17 protein-coding genes and 1 pseudogene are annotated in these 21648 nt (G+C 63.6%); 8 read left to right on the top strand and 10 right to left on the bottom strand.

The annotated features are described in order from the left end of the window. The first annotated feature begins 19 nt into the window (after positions 1-19). Together EB235_RS34155 and EB235_RS34150 are read left to right on the top strand one after the other, a co-directional pair. Positions 20-454: a hypothetical protein gene (locus EB235_RS34155; protein ID WP_027033081.1), complete on the top strand. Its 435-nt coding sequence runs from the start codon at positions 20-22 to the stop codon at positions 452-454. Positions 455-580: 126 nt separating this feature from the next. After that, the gene (locus EB235_RS34150; protein WP_027033082.1) at positions 581-1240 is read left to right on the top strand and encodes a response regulator; all 660 of its coding nucleotides are present in this window, start codon (positions 581-583) and stop codon (positions 1238-1240) included. Positions 1241-1257: 17 nt separating this feature from the next. On the opposite strand, the gene EB235_RS34145 is transcribed toward EB235_RS34150, so the two are convergent. Together EB235_RS34145 and EB235_RS34140 are read right to left on the bottom strand one after the other, a co-directional pair. Then, complete coding sequence (locus EB235_RS34145; protein WP_051429766.1) at positions 1258-2574, bottom strand: MDR family MFS transporter; 1317 nt, start codon at positions 2572-2574, stop codon at positions 1258-1260. A gap of 251 nt (positions 2575-2825) precedes the next feature. Then, positions 2826-3482, bottom strand: a complete 657-nt coding sequence (locus EB235_RS34140; RefSeq protein ID WP_027033083.1) for an O-methyltransferase — start codon at positions 3480-3482, stop codon at positions 2826-2828. Between the two features lie 93 nt (positions 3483-3575). Between EB235_RS34140 and EB235_RS34135 the strand changes: the two genes are divergently transcribed. Continuing rightward, on the top strand, positions 3576-4208 hold the full coding sequence (locus tag EB235_RS34135) for a TetR family transcriptional regulator (protein ID WP_027033084.1): 633 nt from the start codon (positions 3576-3578) through the stop codon (positions 4206-4208). A 22-nt stretch (positions 4209-4230) separates the two neighbouring features. Here EB235_RS34135 and EB235_RS34130 read toward each other — a convergent pair whose 3' ends face one another. Then, on the bottom strand, positions 4231-7719 hold the full coding sequence (locus tag EB235_RS34130) for a PAS domain-containing hybrid sensor histidine kinase/response regulator (RefSeq protein WP_027033085.1): 3489 nt from the start codon (positions 7717-7719) through the stop codon (positions 4231-4233). Between the two features lie 263 nt (positions 7720-7982). Here EB235_RS34130 and mscL point away from each other — a divergent pair, with 263 nt between their 5' ends. Both mscL and EB235_RS34120 read left to right on the top strand, forming a co-directional pair. Next, positions 7983-8405 (top strand): large conductance mechanosensitive channel protein MscL, encoded by a 423-nt coding sequence (gene mscL / locus EB235_RS34125; protein WP_027033086.1) that lies wholly within the window; start codon positions 7983-7985, stop codon positions 8403-8405. A 106-nt stretch (positions 8406-8511) separates the two neighbouring features. Beyond that, positions 8512-9678 (top strand): pyridoxal phosphate-dependent aminotransferase, encoded by a 1167-nt coding sequence (locus EB235_RS34120; RefSeq protein ID WP_027033087.1) that lies wholly within the window; start codon positions 8512-8514, stop codon positions 9676-9678. A 156-nt stretch (positions 9679-9834) separates the two neighbouring features. Here the strand turns inward: EB235_RS34120 and hemA are convergent, their stop codons facing one another. Next, positions 9835-11112, bottom strand: coding sequence for a 5-aminolevulinate synthase (hemA, locus tag EB235_RS34115; protein ID WP_027033088.1), 1278 nt, complete (start codon positions 11110-11112; stop codon positions 9835-9837). Between the two features lie 266 nt (positions 11113-11378). On the opposite strand from hemA, the gene galE reads away from it, so the two are divergent. The 3 genes from galE to EB235_RS34100 all read left to right on the top strand — a co-directional run bounded on the left by galE (position 11379) and on the right by EB235_RS34100 (position 15554). Then, complete coding sequence (gene galE, locus EB235_RS34110; RefSeq protein WP_027033089.1) at positions 11379-12374, top strand: UDP-glucose 4-epimerase GalE; 996 nt, start codon at positions 11379-11381, stop codon at positions 12372-12374. Positions 12375-12474: 100 nt separating this feature from the next. Continuing rightward, positions 12475-13725 carry a D-amino acid dehydrogenase gene (locus tag EB235_RS34105; RefSeq protein ID WP_027033090.1) on the top strand — a complete coding sequence of 417 codons (1251 nt, stop codon included), beginning with the start codon at positions 12475-12477 and terminating at the stop codon, positions 13723-13725. A 2-nt stretch (positions 13726-13727) separates the two neighbouring features. Next, the gene (locus tag EB235_RS34100) at positions 13728-15554 is read left to right on the top strand and encodes an alanine racemase (RefSeq protein WP_027033091.1); all 1827 of its coding nucleotides are present in this window, start codon (positions 13728-13730) and stop codon (positions 15552-15554) included. Here the strand turns inward: EB235_RS34100 and EB235_RS34095 are convergent, their stop codons facing one another. From EB235_RS34095 to rhaS, 6 genes and pseudogenes are all read right to left on the bottom strand, one after another. Then, entirely contained in the window at positions 15555-16931 is a 1377-nt protein-coding gene (locus EB235_RS34095) for an FGGY-family carbohydrate kinase (protein ID WP_027033092.1), read from the bottom strand. Next, positions 16928-17005: pseudogene (locus tag EB235_RS35240) on the bottom strand (L-rhamnose mutarotase); the annotation flags it as partial. The gene EB235_RS34095 and the pseudogene EB235_RS35240, both read right to left, overlap by 4 nt. Then, positions 17005-18000 carry an ABC transporter permease gene (locus EB235_RS34090; protein ID WP_027033093.1) on the bottom strand — a complete coding sequence of 332 codons (996 nt, stop codon included), beginning with the start codon at positions 17998-18000 and terminating at the stop codon, positions 17005-17007. The pseudogene EB235_RS35240 and the gene EB235_RS34090, both read right to left, overlap by 1 nt. After that, positions 17997-18977: an ABC transporter permease gene (locus tag EB235_RS34085; protein WP_027033094.1), complete on the bottom strand. Its 981-nt coding sequence runs from the start codon at positions 18975-18977 to the stop codon at positions 17997-17999. The genes EB235_RS34090 and EB235_RS34085 overlap by 4 nt, the downstream gene beginning before the upstream one ends. Then, entirely contained in the window at positions 18974-20515 is a 1542-nt protein-coding gene (locus EB235_RS34080; protein ID WP_027033095.1) for a sugar ABC transporter ATP-binding protein, read from the bottom strand. The genes EB235_RS34085 and EB235_RS34080 overlap by 4 nt, the downstream gene beginning before the upstream one ends. An 84-nt stretch (positions 20516-20599) precedes the next feature. Further along, positions 20600-21595: a rhamnose ABC transporter substrate-binding protein gene (gene rhaS / locus EB235_RS34075; protein WP_027033096.1), complete on the bottom strand. Its 996-nt coding sequence runs from the start codon at positions 21593-21595 to the stop codon at positions 20600-20602. Positions 21596-21648 lie beyond the last annotated feature (53 nt).

Genomic DNA, 21648 nt, shown 5'->3' with positions numbered 1-21648 from the left:
CTTGGCCATGGAGGACAACATGCGTCTGCAACACATCTTGATCCCCGCCGCACTGGTTTCGCTGGTCGCGGCTTCAGCATATTCGGAAGAAACCGACCGCTACCGGCTGGAAAAATCCGCCAATGGCTATGTCCGCATGGACACGCAGACCGGCGCGATGTCGATCTGCGAGGAACACTCCGGCCAACTCGTCTGCAAGGTGGCGGCCGACGAACGCGCCGCTTACCAGGACGAGATCGACCGCTTGCAGACCTCGATGAAGGCCATGGACGAGCGCGTCACCAAGCTGGAGAATTCGCTCTCCGCTCGCCTCGAATCGAAGCTACCGAGCGAGGAGGATTTCGACAAGACGATGAGCTACATGGAACGCTTCATGAAGGGCTTCATGGGCATCGTCAAGGATATGGACAAGGACAATGGCGGCGGCGCCCAGCTCAATTCGCAGAAGACCTGAGCTGCCAAAAGTAGGGAAAACACGGCGCGCTGGTTTTGCCGCTTGAAAACAGCGCGCCGCCCCTCATAATCGTCCAACTGGTCCCGAAAAGCTCAAAAATCATCGACGGGATTCGGGGAGGGACATTTGCCGTCAGGCTATACTTTCGTCATCGCCGACGATCACCCGCTGTTTCGCGGCGCGCTGCGCGAGGCACTTGCCGGCATCGGCAATGTCGCTGTCATCCACGAGGCCGGCGATTTCGATACCGCCAAGGCGCTGGTTGTGGCCAACGAAGATGTCGATCTTGTGCTGCTCGACCTGTCCATGCCGGGCGCCAGCGGCCTCTCCGGCCTGATCTCGCTGCGCGGCATCCATCCGGCGGTGCCGCTGGTCGTGGTTTCCGCGCATGACGATCCAGCAACCATCAGGCGCGCGCTCGATCTCGGCGCGTCCGGCTTCATCTCCAAATCGGCCAGCATGGAAGAAATCCGCAACGCCGTGCAGTCGGTGCTTGCTGGCGATATCGCTGCACCCACCGGCGTTGACCTCGGCGTCGAACGCGATCCCGAAATATCGGACCTGATCAAGCGGCTGCGCGCCCTAACGCCACAGCAGACCCGCGTGCTCGGCATGCTGGCGGAAGGCCTGCTCAACAAGCAGATCGCCTATGAACTCGGCGTCTCCGAGGCGACGATCAAGGCGCATGTCTCCGCCATCCTGCAGAAGCTCGGCGTCGACAGCCGCACCCAGGCGGTGATCCTTTTGTCCAAGATCGGCAGCGACCCGCTACAGCCAGCGAATTGAACGCCGGAATCCGGCGCTCATCCTTGTTCAACTGCCCCATCTGGTGACCAAGCTACAGGCGGCTGTTCGGAGTCGATTGCCTCCGCGTTGCTATCCTGTCTGGATTCGCTTGCAGATCGCCGCGCCCGGCCGATGGCGGCGCCAAGGCCGAGCGATGCGATCGCCACCAGCGGAATGCCGGCGATCCAGGGCAGGCGCGGTGCCAGCGCGTAAAGCGCGGTACCGATCGAAGGCCCCAACGAGTCCTTGAGGTCGACCGCTACCGACGAAGCCGCCATGTAGGAGGCGCGTCGTGCGGGAGGCGCCAGCGCGTTGACGGCGGTCGGCACCAGCGGCCCGACCAGCATCTGGGCGATCGAGCACAGGCTGACGGCGCCGATGAGCGCCAACATTGCAGACGAGGCAGCCAACAGCGCAAAGGCGAGTATCGTCGCGAGGCCGGCACCGACCGTCAGCCACAGGGCCGACCGCGCCTCGACCATCCGGCTGACCAGCATCTGCAGGCCGACCATCAAGGCGGCGGCGTAGGCGAACAGCGCGCCAACGCCTGAAGCTGTCAGCGTTCCGGCGTCATGCGCATAGAGCGGGATCACCGCCTCGATCCAGTTGCCGGCGACCTCGAACAGCACGACCCAGAGCAGGAGCTTGGCCAACCGGCCGTCGCGGAACGCCGGCAGCAGCGCGGACAAGCCTTCCTCCTCCTCTTCATCGGCCTCACCGTCGTGGCGATCGTCGTCGATGGCGCGGCCGATGCCGATCGTCTCGTTCAGGGCGAAGAGCATCACGATGCCGCCCAGCACCAGCATCGTTCCGCCGGCGAGAAACACGCTGCGCAGCGACGCGAGCGCCAGCAAGGCCCCGCAGGCCGGTCCGAGGATCTGCCCGGCACTCGAACTCACATGCGCCAGGCTGAACCAGCGGGGATGGGCGGATGGCGCGGTCACATCGGCGATCACCGTCAGGATCGTCGGATGAAGCACGGATTCGCATATGCCCGTCAAAAGCAGAACGATCGCGGCAGCAACGACGCCGTGCACGAAGAACAGGGCCAGGAAACCGGCCCCGACGCCGAGCGACGAGACGATCAGCACCGGGCGTCGGCCGACCCGATCGGCAATGCCGCCGATCAGCGGCGCCGCCAGCAGCTCGCCGCCGGCATAGCAGCCGAACAGCAGGCCGATCGCGCCGACAGGAATGCCGGCCTCGCTGCTTGCCCAGAGCGGGAAGAAAGGCACGAGCGCGCCATCGGCGAAACCCGCACAGAAGAAGAGCAGAAGCCCCAGTAGAGCTGGGCGCGGGGCAGCGCGCCAGGAGGGAAAAAGCGTGTTGATCATGACGTCACCTGCGCATGAGGCCCGATTATCGTCGAAGGCCGGGAAGTTGCGCGTTGGTTGACGTAAACGCCTACGGCCGCCCCAGAGTCGGATGATTGCAGGTCGAATCGACCTGCAATCTGAATCCGCCTCTAGATCAAAGGGATAGAGCATGATGTCGTCCGAAAACCGCTTCACACTTTTCGGCATCATGCTCTGGCGACATGGTGGTTTGAGCCGCGAGGTTGAATCCCTTGCGGCTACGAGACCGTTCAGCCGAGCCGCACGGACAGTTCGACGTCCTCGCCGAAGGGCATGGAGATGTAGCCCGATGCCGGCGAGCGCACCCGTTGCAGATATTCGGGAGAGAAATCGGCGTTGTCGGCGATGACCAGTGCGCCTGGCCTCAAGCGGCTCTCCACCAGGCTGAGAACCTCCGGATAGATCGCCTTTGCGCCGTCGAGCAGCAGCAGATCGATCGTCTCCGGCAGGTCGGCGCTCAGTGTCTCAAGCGCGTCGCCCTCGCGGATCTCCACCAGGTCGATAAGGCCGCCCTCGGTCAGATTGGCCTTGGCCCGCATCACCTTGGACGCCTCGAACTCGGTGGTGATCAGACGGCCACCGCCATTGTCGCGCAGTGCCGCGGCAAGATAGAGCGTCGAGATGCCGAACGAAGTGCCAAACTCGATGACAACGCGGGCGCCGCTGCTGCGCGCCAGCATATAGAGCAGCGTCCCGGTCTCCGGCGAGATCGCCAGCCAGAGATCCTTCAGCCGTCCATAGAAATCGACATATTCGGTCTTGCTGTTGATGAGGCGCGCCCGCTCCTCGTGCGAGAGCGCGGCCACGGCCGGACTGGTCGCGGCATTGGCTTCCTTGAACAGGCGATCCAGCAAGGGCGCCAGCGGGGCGTTGGTCAGCGTCGTCATGAAAGTCTCCGATCGAAATGGCTGCGTTCTTGTGTTGTGCCGAAAAATACGAATAATCCTTCAGGTTTCCAATTCGCATTGCCGAGACGAGATATGGCCGAACGCCCAAGTCCTTCGATTTCCACGAGAAAACAGCCCAAACAGGCTCGCGCCACGGACCTTGTCGCGGCGATCTTGGAGGCCGCTGTTCAGGTTTTGGCGAGCGAAGGCGCACAGCGTTTCACCACCACGCGTGTCGCCGAAAAGGCCGGCGTCAGTGTCGGCTCGCTCTATCAGTATTTCCCCAACAAGGCCGCGCTCCTGTTCAGGCTGCAGAGCGATGAATGGCGGCAGACGGGTGGCCTGCTGCGCACCATACTCGAGGACGACCGGACACCACCGCTCGAACGGTTGCGTGCCCTGGTCCACGCCTTCATCCGCTCGGAGTGCGAAGAGGCCGCGGTGCGCGTCGCGCTCAATGACGCCGCCCCTCTTTATCGTGACGCACCCGAGGCGCACGAGGCGAGAGCCTCGGGGGAGCGCACCGTCCAGATATTCCTGCGGGAGGCGCTGCCCGAAGCTTCGGAAACAGTCCGTGCCCTGGCTGGCGATCTGATCACAACAACGCTCAGCGCGGTGGGAAAGGATTTTTCGGGAAGTCCGCGAACATCAGCCGAGATCGAAACCTACGCCGACGCGCTGGCCGATATGTTCTGTGCGTATCTCGAAAGCCTCGGACACCGCTGAGACAGGAGCAGGCCTTCGTGGCTTATTCGGCGGCCGATGCCAGTGGCCTGACCCTGGCCATCATCGAGCGCAGCACCGCCGGTTTCAGCGGCTTGTTGATCACCGGAATCTCGAGCCCGCCTGCCGCTGCCCGCACTTCGTTGGAACGGTCGGCGGTGACCAGCACGGCCGGCAGGTCGTCGCCATGGGTCGCACGCAGCCTGGCGATGATGTCGAGACCGGTTTCGCCGTCGAGATGGTAGTCGGCAAGCACAATGTCCGGGCGCGATATCGCGGCCCTCTCCAGATCCCGTGAGCCGGACACCGTGTCGACATTGCATCCCCAGCCTTCGAGCAACAGCCGCATGCCTTCCAGGATGCGGGCGTCGTTGTCGATGCAGAGCACATGCAGTCCGGCCAGCGAAGCCGCGGCCCGGGCAGGAGCCTTGGCTTCGACCTCACGTCGCGGCTCCTGCACCGCCGCGACGGGCAGGATGACGGAAAAGCGCGTGCCCTTGCCCGGATTGGAGAAGATACGGATCTCCAGGCGCAGCACCCGGGCAATGCGGTCAACGATGGAGAGGCCGAGACCGAGGCCTTCGGCTTCGCGCGCGCCTTCATCCAGGCGGGTGAATTCATGGAAGACGGTGTTCAGCTTGTCGCCGGCAATGCCGATACCGGTGTCGATAACCTGGATTTCCGCCAGTTCGCCGCGCCTGCGAACGCCGACCAGGATGCGGCCGTGCCGTGTGTATTTGATGGCGTTGGAGACGAGATTCTGGATCAGGCGGCGCAACAGGTTGCGGTCGGTCACCACCGTCAGCGACGACGGCATGATCGTCAGGCCGAGCTTTTTCTCCGCCGCCATTGGCCGGAAATCATTGCCGATCTGGCGCAGCAATCCGTCGAGGTTGAAGGCGGTGTCGTCAGGCTTCATTGCGCCGGCGTCGAGCCGCGAGATGTCGAGCACGGCACCCAAAATGGTCTCGACCGATTCCAGCGAGGATTCGATATTGACCGCAGCCTTGCCGGCCGGGCCCTTGCCGGCCTTCTCGATCAGCGAGGAGCAATAGAGCCGTGCGGCGTTCAGCGGCTGCAGGATGTCGTGGCCGGCGGCGGCGAGGAAGCGCGTCTTGCCGAGATTGGCCTCTTCGGCCAGCATCTGCGCCTGCGCCAGCTCTTCGTTGACACGGGTCAGCTCGACGGTGCGGGTCTTGACCCGCTGCTCCAGCGATTCATTGGCGCGCTTCAGCGCCAGGTCCTGTTCGACGCGCCCGGAAATGTCGGCATAGGTGGCAACGATGCCGCCATCCGGCATCGGGTTGGAGCGCAATTCCAGGATGCGGCCGCTGGTCTTCAACTCCATCTGCCAGGGGCTGACGAAGCTGGTCAGCCGGTTGAGCATTATCACGCGCTGGTCGGCCGGGATGTCGCCGCGCTCGGCGAGATGGCGCAGGATCTGGTCGAGCGAGACACCGACCTGGCCCATCTCGTCGGGCAGGTTGAACAGCGCCCGGTACTGGCGGTTCCAGCAGATCAGGCGGAAATCCCGGTCGAAGACGGTAATGCCTTGCTCCATCTGGTCGAGCGCGATCTGCAGGAGGTCGCGATTGTGCTGCAGCGCCTCGGTGGCGTCGTCGAGCAGACGGAAGGCATCCCGGGATTCGCGGTCATGGCGGCGAAACAACAGCGACAGGATCAGTCGCGCCGAGGAAGAGCCGACGGCGCTGGCCAAAAGCTGCTCGGAAAAGCGGATGACGTCCATGCTCGCCTGCTCCTTGCCGTGCAGCGAGGCGCCGTTGGTCTTCTCGAACGACTGGAAGGAGCGCTCGGTGCGCTCGACGCCGAGGTAGCGCCCGATCGTGTCCTTGAGGTCGTTGACCGTGATGGCGGTGCGGAAGCGGCGCAGGCTCGGCATCGGGCCGGCATCCCTGGGCACGAAGATCGACGCCTGGATGCGCTCCAGCGGCACCGACGCGCGCGACAGCGAGCCAAGCACGAAAAACAGCGTGTTGATTGACAGGCTCCACAACACGCCATGGTTCAGCGGTTCGGCCACCGTGCCGAACAGCGCCTGCGGCCGCAGCGCCTCGAATCCGAACAACCCGTGGACGACAATGTCGATGTCGGGCGCGACAAGTGAGGGCAGGAGCAGCGTGTATCCCCAGACGAGAATGCCGGCGACCATGCCGAGTGCGGCACCCCGGCCATTGGCGCCGCGCCAGATCAGCCCGCCGACCAGCGCCGGCGCAAACTGGGCGATGGCGGCGAACGACATCAGGCCGATCGACGAGAGGCGCGCGCTGTTGGTGCTCTCGCGGTAGTAGAGGAAGGCGATGAACAACAGGATGAAGATCGCCCCGCGCCGCACATTGAGGATCAGCGTCGACCAGTCCTCGGTCTCGGAGGCCGAGGTTTTGAGCAGGCGGCGCACGAACAGCGGGATGACGAGGTCGTTGGAGATCATGATCGACAACGCCACACTTTCAACGATCACCATGGCGGTTGCCGCCGACAGCCCGCCGATGAAGGCGGTCATCGCCAAAAAATCATGGCCGCTAAACAGGGGCAGCGACAGCACATAGAGATCGCTGCTGGTCCCGGTGCCGACCAGCGACAGGCCGGCGAAGGCGATCGGCAGCACGAACAGGTTGATCGCCACGAGGTAGAGCGGAAACACCCAGGTCGCGGTGCGCAATTCGGCCTCGCCGCGGTTCTCGACGATGGTGACGTAGAACTGCCGCGGCAGCATGATGATGGCACAGCCGCTGAGGCCCGTCAGCACCAGCCAGGTGGCGAGCGAAGTGCTGTAGCCCATCGCCTGCCGCACCTGCCCATTCTGCGCCAGCTTTGCGAACATGTCGCCCGGGCCGCCGAAGATCAGAAAGGTGACCATGAGGCCGATCGCCAGGAAGGCGGCGAGCTTGACCACGGTTTCGACCGCCACCGCCAGCACCAGCCCGTCCTGATGTTCGGTGGCATCGGCATGGCGGGTGCCGAACAGCACGGCAAACAGCGCCAGCAGCATGGCGACGACCAGCGAGATGTCGCTGACGAATGGATCGAAGGAGGGCGGCGATCCCGTATAGTGCTCGACCATCAGGCTGACCGAACCCGAGATCGCCTTCAGTTGCAGCGCGATATAGGGCACCGCGCCGATGGTGGCGATCAGCGTAGCGATGGCGGCGACGGTGAAGCTTTTGCCGTAGCGCGCGCCGAGGAAGTCGGCGATCGAGGTGATCTTCTCGGTCTTGGCCAGCCGCACGATGCGGTTGAGCAGCGGAAAACCGAACACGAACACCAGGACCGGGCCGGTATAGATGCCGAGGAATTCGAGGCCGCGTTCGGACGAGAGACCGACCGAGCCGAAGAAGGTCCACGAGGTGCAGTAGATGGCCAGACTAAGCGCATAGATGAAAGGCCGTGCCCGGCTCGGCCCTGAAATGGCCGAACGGCGGTCGCCCAGGCTGGCGATGGCGAACAGCAGCGTCACATAGGCGATCGCGATGATGACGATGAACAAGCCCTGCACGCCTGGAATTTCCTCCTTTGCCGTCTTTTATCCGGCTTGTCCGGACGCAATCACAGCTTGGCGCTGGAGTCCATTGCGGCTTTGGCAGCATGATCGCGGGTGTGAGATTCGCGAGGAAGGTCAAGTTGCCGTAACGGAAGGAGAAAGCGGTTGCTTTCTCCTTTTTTGCCGATGCTGCAACCGCAGGTTTTTGTTATGTTGCCTTCAGGTCGATGCCGCAAGGACGGAGCGGCAGCACGGCCGGCCATGACAAGGAGGGTCGAATGCTGAAAGAATTCCAGGAATTCATTTCCAAAGGCAATGTGATGGACCTTGCGGTCGGCGTCATCATCGGCGCTTCCTTTGGCACTATCGTCAAGTCGCTGGTTGACGACGTCATCATGCCGATCGTCGGTGCGATTTTCGGCGGACTGGATTTCAACAATTATTTCCTGCCTCTGTCCTTGGACAACAAAGCCGCGACGCTGGCTGATGCCAAGGCGCACGGCGCCGTGCTCGCCTACGGCAGCTTCATCACCGCGGTGCTGAACTTCATCATCCTCGCCTTCATCATCTTCCTGATGGTCAAGGCCGTGAACAATCTGCGCAAGAGGCTCGAGCGCGAGAAGCCTGCGGCCCCCGCAGCGCCGCCGCCTGCCGATGTAGCGCTGCTCACCGAAATCCGTGATCTGCTCGCGAAGCGGTAATTCAGCCAGGTATTGCTGGACCAAAACCCCGGCCGTTCGCGGCCGGGGTTTTCTGTTCAAGCATCTGGTAAAGAGCGGCTACCCTAAATCAAAAACGGATTTGTCCATGAGCCTGATCGACAGCTTTCGCGCCGAAGCCCGTGCCGCACCTGAAAGCGGCATTGTCGCTGTCGTCAACTACGGCCGCCTGCGTGAGGGTCTGATCCCGCTTTGGGCCGGCGAGGGTGATCTGCCGACACCCGCCTTCATCACCGATGCCGCGTCGAAGGCGCTTGCCGGCGGCGAGACGTTCTACACCTGGCAGCGGGGCATTCCTGATCTGAGGCAGGCGCTGTCGCGCTACTACGCCAGGCATTTCGGCAAGACGTTCCCCGAGGAGCAATTCATTGTCACCGGATCCGGCATGCATGCCATACAGATGTCGCTGACCGCTCTCGCCGGCTCGGGCGACGAGGTGATCTATCTGTCGCCAGCCTGGCCGAATTTCGATGCCGCCGCCGCCCTGTCGGGAGCCGTTCCGGTGGCGGTCACGCTCGACCATTCCGGCAATGGCTGGTCCTGCGATGTCGAGAAGATCGCGGCGGCGATCACGTCGCGTACCAAGGCGCTGTTCATCAACACGCCGTCGAACCCGACCGGCTGGACCGCCGACCATGAGACCTTGCAGGCGATCCTCGATCTCGCGCGCGCCAAGAACGTCTGGATCATTGCCGACGAGATCTACTCGCTGTTCCACTATGGCCATGGCCGGGCGCCGTCCTTCCTCGACATCGCGACGGCGGAAGACCGCATCCTGTTCGTCAACTCCTTTTCCAAGAACTGGTCGATGACCGGCTGGCGCGTCGGCTGGATCAAGACGCATCCGAGCCTGCAGCAGGTGTTCGAGAACCTGATCCAATATTCGAACTCCGGCGTCGCCCAGTTCATGCAGCGCGGCGCGGTCGCCGCTCTTGACGAGGGCGATGCTTTCGTCACTGAGCAGGTGGAGCGGGCGAGGAAGGCGCGCGATCTGGTCTGCGGCATTCTCGGCGCCACCGGCCGCGCCCGGTTTACCGTGCCGCAGGGCGCCTTCTACCTGTTCTTCACCGTCGACGGCCTCACCGATTCCCGCACGGCTGCCTTCGACATCGTCGACAAGGCCAATGTCGGCCTGGCGCCCGGCACCGCCTTTGGTCCCGGCGGCGAAGCCTTCCTCAGGCTGTGCTTCCACCGCCGCCTCGATCAGATCGAGGAAGCTTCGCACCGGCTGGCGAAATGGATGAAAACCGTCTAGCTGGAGCTGCCGACGAAGCCCGAATTGAAAATCGCTCAGGCGAGTCAGCTGGCGTGGGGTTCGAGAACCGGAGCGCAGCGGACATTCAGGTCCGTGAGCACCGGAAGCGCAGAAACCTGCGTCAGATGGCCGTCAGAGTAGAGTTTCAAACGGGCTTCAGCCGCCTGACTTGGGTACCAGCAGGGGCACGATCCGATCGCTCTTGGCCACTGCGGGCCGGCCGGCGGAGCCATAGGGAATGCCAAGCGCATCCCAGGTCTCGACCAGCGCGTCCTGCAGTCCCGCGATCAGCGTGTTGGAATGGAACGGCGTCGGCGTGATGCGCAGCCGCTCTGTGCCGCGCGGCACGGTCGGGTAGTTGATCGGCTGGATGTAGATGCCGTGCACGCCGAGCAGGCGGTCGCTGGCCATCTTGCAGAGCTCGGGGTCACCCACCAGCAGCGGCACGATATGGGTTGGCGATTCCATCACCGGCAAGCCGGCCGCCGACAGGATCTGCTTGGTCCGGTTCGCCTGCTGCTGCTGGGCGTCGCGCTCGGCCTGGGAGCGCTTCAAATGGCGGATCGAGGTCGTGGCCGCCGCGGCGATCGCCGGCGGCAGCGCCGTGGTGAAGATGAAGCCCGGCGCGTAGGAGCGCACCGCGTCGATCACCGCACTGGTGCCGGTGATGTAGCCGCCGAGCGTGCCGAACGCCTTGGCCAGCGTCCCTTCGATGATATCGATCCGGTCGGCGAGGCCTTCGCGCTCGGTGATGCCGCCGCCGCGCGGTCCGTACATGCCGACGGCGTGGACCTCGTCGATATAGGTCATGGCATTGTAGCGCTCGGCGAGCTCGACGATCTGCCTGATCGGCGCGATGTCGCCATCCATCGAATAGACGCTCTCGAAGACGATCAGCTTGGCGCGTTCGCGCCCCGCGGCCTGCAACAGGCTTTCCAGATGCGCGACATCATTGTGGCGGAAGATCTTCTTCTCGGCGCCCGAGCGCCGCACGCCCTCGATCATCGAGGCGTGGTTCAACTCGTCCGAGATGATCAGGCAATTGGGCAAAAGCCGCGCAATGGTCGAGATCGACGCTTCGTTGGAGACGAAGCCGGAGGTGAAGACCAGCGCGGCGTCCTTGCCGTGCAGGTCGGCAAGCTCATGCTCCAGCTCGACGAGCGGGTTCGAAGTTCCGGAAATGTTGCGGGTGCCGCCGGCGCCCGAACCCATCTTGCCGGCCGCGTTCTGGAACGAGGCGATGACATCGGGATGCTGGCCCATGCCGAGATAGTCGTTGGAACACCAGACGGTGATTTCCTCGGCACGGCCATTGGAACGCCATATGGCGCGCGGAAACTTGCCCGCGATGCGTTCGAGGTCGGCGAAGACACGATAGCGACGCTCGGCATGGAGCTGGTCGATCGCTTCTTCGAAGAACCGCTGGTAGTTCATGTCAGCTTCCCAATTTTGCGCGGGATCATAATCGTTGCCCTATTGGTCGTCCACCGGGCCGTTTTGGTCAAAATGCCACGCCCCGCACCTGTTCCTAACGACCACGGATCGTGGCCTATTCCCTTGATGTGGATCAACTTTGTTTCAGGACGATGCCACATGCCGGTCATGCCGGTTACCACGAGTTCTAATGGCCATGCGGCGGGCTTTCCAGTAGAGCGGGGTTTGAGACAGTTTCCGATAAATCTTCAGATGCGAGGTCGCGGATGACAGTTTTGGTGACAGGCGGGGCCGGCTATATCGGCAGCCACATGGTCTGGGAATTGCTGGATGCTGGCGAAAGCGTGGTCGTTCTCGACCGGCTTTCCACCGGCTTCGAATGGGCGGTGGCGCCGGAGGCAAAGCTGGTGGTCGGCGATGTCGCCGACAAGGAATTGGTCGGCTCGATCATCAGGGACAACCATGTCGACGCCATCATCCATTTCGCCGGCTCGATTGTGGTTCCGGAATCGGTCGCCGACCCGCTCGCCTATTACGAGAACAACACCTCGAAGACCCGCACGCTGATCGAAACCGCGGTGCGCGAGGGCGTGCCCAACTTCATCTTTTCCTCGACCGCCGCCGTCTATGGTGGCGCCGGGCTCGAACCGGTGCGCGAGGATGCCCGCCTGGCGCCGGAATCGCCCTATGGCCTGTCCAAGCTGATGAGCGAATGGATGCTGCGCGATGCGGCGATGGCACATCCCTTGCGGTACACGGCGCTGCGCTACTTCAACGTTGCCGGCGCCGATCCCAAGGGTCGCACCGGCCAGTCGACGCCGGGCGCCACGCATCTGATCAAGGTCGCCTGCGAGACCGCGCTCGGCAAACGGCCGTTCATGCAGGTGTTCGGCACCGATTATCCGACACCTGATGGCACCTGCATGCGCGACTATATCCATGTCAGCGATTTGGCCGCAGCGCATCGCCTGGCCCTGCAGCGGCTGCGCGCCGGGGGCGAAAGCCTCGTCGCCAATTGCGGCTACAGCCATGGCTATTCGGTGCTCGAGGTGATTGAGAGCGTTCGGCGTGCCTTTGGCCGCGATTTCGAGGTGAAGATGGGCGATCGGCGCCCTGGCGACGCCGCTGCGGTGGTCGCCAACTCGGACCTTGCCCGGGCGGAACTCGGCTGGACCCCGCAACGCGACGACCTCGACCAGATCGTTGCCGACGCGCTCGCCTGGGAACGTATCCTGACCAGCAAGAATTCCGCGCGGGGCTGAGCCAACCCTCAGGGCTCGCAAGGCGCGCGGTGAAGCGCTATGGAAAGCATTCGCGATCCGGCGTGGAGGCGCCGCGCCGCGAAGAGCTTTGGGGGATGGCATGAAAATAGTGGTGCTCGGAGCCGGTGTTGTCGGTACGGCGGCCGCCTATTATCTGGCCAGCGACGGCCACGAGGTCACCGTGATCGAGCGCCACGCGGCGCCGGCGCGGGGCACCAGCCAGTCCAATGCCGGCCTGGTTTCGCCGGGTGACGCCACCGCCTGGGCCTCGCCGGCGGCGCTAAAGACTTTTTTGCGCGCACTCTACAACCATGATCTCGGGATCAAGGTGCGGCTGCGCTTCGATCCTTATTTTCTCGCCTGGAGCCTGCGCTTCCTGCGCCAATGCACGGTGGCGCGGCTGCGCGCCAACAGCCAGGTCAAATTGCGCCTGGCGCTCTATTCGCGCGACTGCATCAACGCCATCTCCGATGACACCGGCATTCACTATGACGAGCGCAAGAAAGGCATTCTCTACTTCTTCCGCTCGCAGCACAGTCTCGACACCGGCACCGACAATTATCGCTATCTGGCCGAGCACGGCCTGCCGATCGAGATCGTCGGCCGCGACCGGCTGGTCGAGCTTGAACCGGGCCTCGCCGGGGTAAAGGAAAAGATCGCCGGCGGCGTCTATTCGCCGATCGACCAGACCGGTGATTCCCGGATCTTCGTCGACGGGCTCGCCGCCTATGCGGCCGAAAAGCTCGGCGTGAAATTTCTCTATGACACGACGGTTCAAGGCCTCGACATCGAGGGCGACCGGGTGCGCGCGGTGATGACCTCAGGCGGACCGGTGACGGGTGACGCTGTTGTCATCTCGATGGGGCCGGAAAGCGGCCTGCTCGGCCGCCGCTACGGCATCGACCTGCCAGTCTATCCGGTGAAAGGTTATACGGCGACGATTCCCCTGGAGGACGAAAGCAAGGGGCCGACCATGGGCGGCGCCGACGAGGACCAGCTGCTGGCTTATTCGCGCCTTGGCAATCGATTGCGGCTGGCTTCGACCGCCGAATTCACTGGCTTCGACCGCACCCACAAGCCAAGCGACTTTGCCACCATGTTTCGGACCGGCAAGGATCTGTTCCCCGGCGCCTTTGATGAGAAGAAGGCCGTGCTCTGGGCAGGTCTGCGCCCTATGATGCCGAACTCGGTGCCGGTCATCGGTCAGGCAAAATACCGCAACCTTTATCTCGACACCGGCCACGGCCATGTCGGCTGGACCATGGCTTGCGGCTCGGGGAAATTCCTGGCCGACCTCGTCGCCGGGCGAAAGCCGGAGATCGATCCGCAAGGATTGGTCTACAGGGGATAAAAATGTCGGGACCGCAAGTCGCCATCGACCTTGGCCGCATCGAGCGCAACGCCCGCACCATCGTCGAACGCTGCGCGCTGTCGGATATCAAGGTGTTCGGTGTCACCAAGGGCACCTGTGGCATGCCGCAAGTGGCGCGTGCCATGCTGCGCGGTGGCGTTGCCGGCATTGCCGAATCGCGGTTCGAAAACATCCGTCGGCTGCGTGACAGCGGCATCAACGCGCCTATCATGCTGTTGCGCAGCCCGCCAATGGCGCGTGTCGAGGAGGTGGTGCGCACCGTCGACATCAGCCTGCAATCGGAACTCGCCACCATTCGCGAAATCTCGCGCATCGCCGAGCGCATGGGCCGCGTCCACGACATCATGCTGATGATCGATCTCGGCGATCTCCGCGAAGGCATCTGGCCGAGCGACCTGATCCCCACCGTCGAGCGCATTCTCGAGTTCAAGGGCGTGCGCATCGCTGGCATCGGCACCAATCTCGGCTGCTTCGGCGCCATCATGCCGACGCCGGAGAATCTCGGCCAGCTCGTTGCCCATGCCTACAAGACCGAGCGCCTGTCCGGCAAAAGCCTCGACTTCATCTCCGGCGGCGCCTCGTCGTCGCTGACGCTACTGCTCGAAGGCAAGCTACCGGCAGGCATCAACAATCTCCGGGTCGGCGAGGCGATCCTGCAAGGCGGCGTCGAGACCTTTCGCGATGTGCCATGGGCCGAGCTCGAACCCGATGCCTGCCGCCTGACCAGCGATATCATCGAGGTCAAGCTCAAGCCGTCACGGCCGATCGGCGAATCGGGCTACGACGCTTTCGGCAACCAGCCGGTCTTCCCCGACCAGGGTGACCGGCTGCGCGCCATCGCCAATATTGGCCGCGAGGATGTGCTGGTCGAGGGGCTGACGCCGATCGCCAGGGGGATCAGGGTGCTCGGCGCCTCCAGCGACCATCTGCTGCTCGACGTCCAGGACGCCGATCCGCGGCCGACCGTCGGCGATCGCGTCGCCTTTCGCATGAGTTATGGAGCCATGCTTTTGGCGATGACGTCGGAATATGTCGAAAAGGCCCCGATGCACGATGTCGCCGACTTTTCCGGCCGCAAGATGGTGTCGATCTCGGCTGACCAGGAAGCCGCTGGCATCCTCGCCCGGGAGGGAACCGGCGCGCGGCTGGAGGCGATGAACTTCGACGTCGTCGAACTGGCCGATATCGAGCGGCCGCCTTCGGGCTTGATCCGGCTCGCCGCCGGCGCCGATCGCCGTATCGCCCACAAGGCGCTGACCGCGACGGCACGCGCGACGCATTCCTTCGGCTTGATCTGGATCGATTCCATCGCTGCCCTTATGCCCGAGGACGAGGACGGCATTGACCTGCCGGAGGGCTCGGTGCTGGCCCGTACCCTCGGTCTCGATCACAAGGCCGGTGCACTGCAGCCGCAGCTGTCACCGGAAAATGTCGTCATCGTCGGCCTGCGCCATGCCGACCCGGCCGAGGCGCGGGTGCTGAAGGATTCGCGCGTGTCGGCCTTCACCATGACCGACATCGACGCCATGGGCATGCGCGACCTGATGCATGAGGCGATCCGCATCGCCACCTCGGGCACGCAAGGTTTCCATGTCAGCTACTCGCCGACAGCGACCGAATTCGCCGGCTGGGCGGTTGGCTCCGGCGGGCTGACGGTGCGCGAAACGCATCAGGCGATGGAGGCGATCGCGCTCTCCGGCCGTCTGCTGTCGATGGATGTTTCAGGTATGACGGCGGATATGGAGCCTCGGATCGGCACCGACACGGTCAACTTCGTCATGTCGGCCTTCGGCAAGCGGATCCTGTGATCACCCCTGCGCTTTGACCGCCGCGCGCCATGCGCTGACATAGTCGGCCCAGACCGGATCGGTTGGCGGCTCTATTTTTTCGCCCTTGCCGTGCGTCGTTACCTGATCCGATGCCAGCAATGCTGCACCAATGCTGGTGCCGGTTGCGGCCTCAGATGCGACGACGCTACGCGCGGTCGCCGCCGCCAGCATGCCGACAAACAGCCGGTTGCGGGCAAACGGCCCTTCGACAGTGGTCGGGCCGTCGCCGCCGATCAGCTCCAGGCAGGTCGCCGTCATCAGCGCCAGATAGAACGAGATGGCGGCAAAACGCTGGCCGTTGTTGATGCCGTCGGCATCAAGCCACGTCGCGGCATGGTGCGGGTACGGCCCTGATCCTTGCTGGGTCGACGGTAGCAGCGAGGTCTTGTTTGCCAGGACCGCCAGCACATCGCTGCCGCTGCAATCCTGCGGCTTGTCCGCAGTGAGCAGCGAAAACTCGCGGCCACCCATGAAACGGGCCGAGGGCACAGGGTCGCCCAGTGCACTGACATTGACCAACGTGTCGCGCGCCGGGTCCAGTTTGACCGGCCTGCCACCGACGGCCATCGACACCACCCAGGTGCCGGTCGAGACGACCGAGAAGGGTGGGGGATCGGACAAGAGATGCGGCAAAAGCGAGGCGTTCGAGTCGTGGAGGCCGCAGAAGACCGGCGTTTGCGGATCGAGCCCGGTTCGCGCGGCATGCGCGGGCAGGATCGGGCCGAGCCGATCCCTCGCCGGCCGCACCGGCGCCATCAGCCCACGCCAACCCAGGCGGTCGACCATCGTCGGAAAATCAGCACTCCACGGGTTCCACAGATCGGTGTGGCAGCCGAGCGACGTTACTTCGTTGGCGGCCACTCCTGTGAGCCGCAGCGCCCAGTATTGCGGGTACATCAACATCGCGGCAGCCCTGGCGAATTCAACCGGGAAGCGCTTCTGCTGCCAGAAGAACTGGGCGCCGAGATTGAGGCCGAGCGGCAGGCGCGGCGTACCGGTCTCGGCAAAGGGCGGGCGGATTGCATCATACTCTGCCGAAAGCCTGTCAGGTCCGTCGAACTCGTAGTCGAGTATGGGCAGCACCAGTTCGCCCGCGGCATCAACCAGCGCGCCGGTTGCGCCGTGCGTTGTGATTGAAATCGCATCGATGCGCTGTTCGCGGTTGAGGCTTGCAAGGCTGTTGAGGATGAAGGTCCACAGCGCCTCGACATCGTGATGGGGGTAGGGCGTCCGCCCGACCGGCGCATTGGCTGTCCGGCGCAGCGCGACTTCGCTCATCGTAACGAGGTCGACCAGCGCCACCTTGGCGTTGGTCTTGCCGATGTCGATGACGGCGATATGGCGGATCGCACTCATGCCATATGGAACATTGTTTCCAGCGGCATGGCCAGCGGCTCGTTGTCCGGCTTGGTCTCCATGATATCGGCCATCAGTTGCTACCGCGCAGCCGCCGCCAGACGATCGGCAGCGCGATGACGATGATCAGCAGCAGGCCGATGAAGATCGACATGACGATGCCGGGCACGTTGAGCAGGCCAAGTCCGAAGGTCACCAGCCCCATGATGAAGGCGGCGAGCACCACGCCGACAATGCTCCCGGCGCCGCCCAGAATGCTGACGCCGCCGAGCACCACCATGGTGATGACTTCCAGCTCATAGCCTTGCGCGATCGACGGCCTTGTCGAGCCGAGCCGCGAGGTGATCAGCACCGAGGCGATGCCCGACATCAGACCGGTCAGGCAAAACAGGATGAATTTGGTGCGGCCGACGCGGACACCGGAAAACTGCGCGGCGACCGGATTGTTGCCGATGGCAAAGACGCGACGGCCGAAACTCGTGCGGTGCAGCAGGAACCAATAGACGACGGCCGCGATAAGGAAGAGCACCAGCTCGAACGACACCACCCACCAGACATAACCCTGGCCGAAGAAGGCGAAGCTGTCGGGATAGCCCTTGTAGGCCTGGTCGCCGAGGATGATGAAGGCGATGCCGCGAAACAGGCTCATCGTGCCGATGGTGACGACGATCGATGGCAACCCAAGCCTTGTCACCAGCAAGCCATTGAAGGCACCGCAAACGAGCCCGACGACGACGCCGATCAGCACCAGGGTCGGCGTGTCCGCGCCGGCCTGCACCGCCATGCCCATCATAGTCGAGGCGAGCGCAATGATGGCGGCGACCGACAGGTCGATCTCGCCCGAAATGATCAGCAATGCCATGGCAAAGGCGATCAGGCCCTTCTCGGTGAAATTGAAGGTCAGGTCCGACAGCGAATAGGGGTCGAGGAAATAGGGCGAGGCGAAGCTGTTGATGACGAAGATGGCAACCGCCACCACGACCAGCAGCGCTTCCCAGGAAAAGATCGCCGATCGCAGCGGCTTGTCGAGCCGGTCGGGAATATGGCGCGGGGCAGGGATGTCGGTCATGTCGCCGCCTCCACCTTTCTCAGGATGATGCGGCCCTGCTGGCGTTCGCCGCGCGCATTGAGCACGACGGCCAGGATGATGGCGCTGCCCGAAATCGCCATCTGCCAGAAGGGCGAGATGTTGATGACCGGCAGCGCGTTGGAGATGATGCCGAGGAACAGCGCGCCCAGCACCGCGCCGCCAACCGAGCCGATGCCGCCGGCGATCGAGATGCCGCCGATGACGCAAGCGGCGATGATGTTGAGCTCATAGCCATTGGCGACCTCGACCGAGGCGATCACATAGCGCGAGATCCAGAGGTAACCGGCAAGGCCGCCGATCATGCCGGAGATGCAGAAGACGATGAATTTCGTGCGGCCGACATCGATGCCGGTATAGACCGACGCCGTCGGATTGACGCCGATCGCATAGATCGAGCGGCCGAGCGCGGTGCGCGTCATCAAGATGAAGAACAGCGCGATGACCAGGATGGCGATCCACGACAACACCGGAATGCCGAGGAAGGCGGCGCGCTGGAAGCCGATGAACTCCGGGCTCATCTTGTCGGCGTTGACCCAGGCGCCGCCGGAGAGGACGAAGGTGGCACCGCGATAGATTGTCAGCGTGCCCAATGTCACCACGATCGAGGGGATGTTCAGCCGCCATACCAGCAGGCCGTTGATGGCGCCCAGCACCAGCCCGACGGCGAGCGCGATGACGATCAGCAGCGGGATCGGGATCGCCGGATGCGCGGCGTTCAGCATGGCCACCACCATGCCGGTGAAGCAGAGGTTGGAGGCCATCGACAGGTCGATGGAGCGCGTCAGGATGACCACCATCTGGCCAAGCGCCAGGATCATCAAGATGGACGTGTCGTTGAACACCTGGCGCAGATTGCCGGGATCGGCAAAGGCCGGGAAGCGTGTCGAGATCAGCCCGATCAGCACGATGATGGCGGCAGCCAGCCAGATCTCCCGGTATTTGAGGAAAGCCTTCATGCCGCGATCCCCGCTGCGGTCCTGACCAGCGTTTCGGCGTCCAGTCCCTTGTTATCGTAGACCGCCGCGACAAGGCCTTCGCGCATGACGACGACGCGGTCGGACATGCCGAGAATCTCGGGCAGCTCCGACGACACCATGATCACCGACAGGCCCTGCGCCACCAGTTCGGCCATGAAGCCGTGCACGGCGGCCTTGGAGCCGATGTCGATGCCCTTGGTCGGTTCGTCGAGGATGATCACCTTGGGCGCGGTGGCCAGCCATTTGGCGATGACGATCTTCTGCTGGTTGCCGCCGGACAGCGTGCCGACATCCTGGCTGAGCGAGGAGGCCCGGAGGTCAAGCCGCTCGGTGTAGGAGCGGGCGAGCGCAAACTCCTCCGACAGCCGCAGCAGGCCGGATTTGGAGGTGCGCTTGAGCGAGGGCAGCGAGACGTTCTGGAAGATCGGCAGGCCGATCACCACGCCTTGCTTGCCGCGTTCTTCCGGCACGTAGACGATGCCGGCCTCGATCGAATCCGCTGCCGATTTCGGCGCGATCGTCTTGCCTTCGAGCGTGATCGTGCCGCCTGAGGTGCGGGTGATGCCCGATATCGCTTGCATCACCTCGCTGCGCCCGGCGCCGACCAGGCCGTAGAAGCCGAGGATTTCACCCTTGTGCAGTTCGAAACCGATATCGTTGAATTCTGTCGGGTGCGACAGGCCGGAGACCGACAGCACTGGCGCGCCGATCTCTGCCTTGCGTTGCGGGAAGATGTGGTCGACCGAGCGGCCGACCATCATGCGCACGATCTGGCTCTGGCCGGCATCCCGGATCAGGCCTTCGCCGACCATTTCGCCGTCGCGGAACACCGTGTAGCGGTCGGCGATGCGATAAATCTCGTCGAACTTGTGGCTGATGAACAGGATCGCCTTCCCTTCGCTCTTGAGGAACTCGATCAGCAGGAAGAGCTCCTCGATCTCCTTCATCGAGAGCGCCGCGGTCGGCTCGTCCATGATGACGATCTGCGCGTCGATCGACATGGCGCGCGCCACGGCGACGAGATGCTTGTTGGCGATGCCGAGATCCCTGAGCCGCGCATCGGCATCGATATGGCCGGCATGCATGGTATCAAGCACTTCGCGCGCATTCTTGCGCATCGTGCGCCAGTCGATGGTGCCGAAGCGGGAGCGTGGTGCGTGGCCGAGAAAGATGTTTTCGGCGACGCTCAGATCGTCGAACAGCACTGTTTCCTGATGGATGGCGGTGACGCCATGGCCGAAGGCGGCGTGCGCGCTGGGCAGGGTGACCGCCTGACCGTCGATGCTGATCGTGCCCGCATCGGGCTGGTAGATGCCGGTCATAATCTTGACCAGCGTCGACTTGCCGGCGCCGTTTTCACCGATCAGTGCGGTTACCTCGCCGGGATACAGCGACAGGCTGACATTGTGCAGCGCCCGCACGCCGGGAAAGCTCTTGGAGACGCCGGACAGCGTCAGGCGAGGGGCAGGAGCCGGGGGCTCCTCCTTCACCGTGCCGTGCTGGGCTGTCGTGTCCATATCCGTATCAAGCCCTGAAACAAGGTGTGTTTGAAGTCGCGGCGGAGCGTGAGCCCCGCCGCGATAGCTGGCGAGCGTCCGAGATCAATAGATCTTTGAGAACTTCTCGATGTTGGACTTGTCGAACTGGAAGGGCGGAGCCATCGCAGCCGAGTTGGTGTCGTCGAGCGTAACCTTGCCGACGCGGCCGATCGACAGCGTCGCACCGGGCTTGGCTTCGTCCTTCTTCACCGCCAGGTCATGGGCGAGGTAGACGGCGGAGTAGCCGAGGTCGATCGGGTTCCATAGGGCGACCGCCTGGCTCGAACCGTTGTCGATGAACTTTTTGAACTCCGACGGCAGCGCCAGGCCGGTGACATTGACCTTGCCGATCAGGCCTTCATCGGTGACGACCTGGGCGGCGGCAACGACGCCGACGGTGGTCGGCGCGATGATCGCCTTGAGGTTCGGATAGGACTTCAGAAGGCCCTTGGCCTCGTCGGTGCTCTTGGCCGAGTCGTCATCGCCATAGACGGTCGCGACAAGTTTGATCTTGGGGAACTTCTCCGGCAGGATTTTCTTGGCCGCGTCGATCCAGGCGTTCTGGTTGGTCGCGGTCGAGGAGGCCGACAGGATGGCGACGTCGCCGCCTTCCGGCAGATAGTCGGCGGCGAGCTTGATGATGGTCTCGCCGATCAGGCCGGTGTCAGACGGGTTGAGGTGAAGCTGGCGGCCTTCCTTGGCGACGCCCGAATCCCAGGAGATGACGGTGATGCCGCGCTCCATGGCCTTCTTCAGCACCGGCACCAGCGCGTCAGCATCATTGGCCGAAATGGCGATGGCGTTGACCTTCTGCGCGATCAGCGAATTGACCACTTCTATCTGCGCTTCGGCGGTCGCCTTGGTTGGGCCGGTGTAGATGATGTCGACATCGCCGAGTTCCTTGGCCGCCTCTTCGGCGCCCTTGTTGGCGGCATCGAAGAAGCCGTTGCCGAGCGACTTCACCACCAGCGCGATCTTGACGTTTTCGGCATAGGCAGCGTTTACGAACATGGCGGCCGAGAATGCGGCCGTCACCATCAATTTCTTCAGAAAGCTCATCGTATATCCTCCCTTGAGCGTTGCATTCCATCGTCGCTGCGGCGTGAGGGTCT

The sequence above is a fragment of the Mesorhizobium loti R88b genome (assembly GCF_013170845.1).
GTDB classification, from domain to species: Bacteria; Pseudomonadota; Alphaproteobacteria; order Rhizobiales; family Rhizobiaceae; genus Mesorhizobium; species Mesorhizobium loti_B.
Note: the sequence above shows the minus strand (reverse complement) of the source record. Positions and strands in the feature narration are given on the sequence as shown.

Coding starts and splice junctions, on each gene's coding strand:
- EB235_RS34085 (WP_027033094.1), bottom strand. CDS start 18,977: ATGAAGGCTTTCCTCAAATACCGGGAGATCTGGCTGGCTGCCGCCATC.
- EB235_RS34080 (WP_027033095.1), bottom strand. CDS start 20,515: ATGGACACGACAGCCCAGCACGGCACGGTGAAGGAGGAGCCCCCGGCT.
- galE (WP_027033089.1), top strand. CDS start 11,379: ATGACAGTTTTGGTGACAGGCGGGGCCGGCTATATCGGCAGCCACATG.
- EB235_RS34135 (WP_027033084.1), top strand. CDS start 3,576: ATGGCCGAACGCCCAAGTCCTTCGATTTCCACGAGAAAACAGCCCAAA.
- EB235_RS34090 (WP_027033093.1), bottom strand. CDS start 18,000: ATGACCGACATCCCTGCCCCGCGCCATATTCCCGACCGGCTCGACAAG.
- EB235_RS34095 (WP_027033092.1), bottom strand. CDS start 16,931: ATGAGTGCGATCCGCCATATCGCCGTCATCGACATCGGCAAGACCAAC.
- EB235_RS34145 (WP_051429766.1), bottom strand. CDS start 2,574: ATGATCAACACGCTTTTTCCCTCCTGGCGCGCTGCCCCGCGCCCAGCT.
- EB235_RS34100 (WP_027033091.1), top strand. CDS start 13,728: ATGTCGGGACCGCAAGTCGCCATCGACCTTGGCCGCATCGAGCGCAAC.
- EB235_RS34105 (WP_027033090.1), top strand. CDS start 12,475: ATGAAAATAGTGGTGCTCGGAGCCGGTGTTGTCGGTACGGCGGCCGCC.
- mscL (WP_027033086.1), top strand. CDS start 7,983: ATGCTGAAAGAATTCCAGGAATTCATTTCCAAAGGCAATGTGATGGAC.
- rhaS (WP_027033096.1), bottom strand. CDS start 21,595: ATGAGCTTTCTGAAGAAATTGATGGTGACGGCCGCATTCTCGGCCGCC.
- EB235_RS34155 (WP_027033081.1), top strand. CDS start 20: ATGCGTCTGCAACACATCTTGATCCCCGCCGCACTGGTTTCGCTGGTC.
- EB235_RS34120 (WP_027033087.1), top strand. CDS start 8,512: ATGAGCCTGATCGACAGCTTTCGCGCCGAAGCCCGTGCCGCACCTGAA.
- hemA (WP_027033088.1), bottom strand. CDS start 11,112: ATGAACTACCAGCGGTTCTTCGAAGAAGCGATCGACCAGCTCCATGCC.
- EB235_RS34140 (WP_027033083.1), bottom strand. CDS start 3,482: ATGACGACGCTGACCAACGCCCCGCTGGCGCCCTTGCTGGATCGCCTG.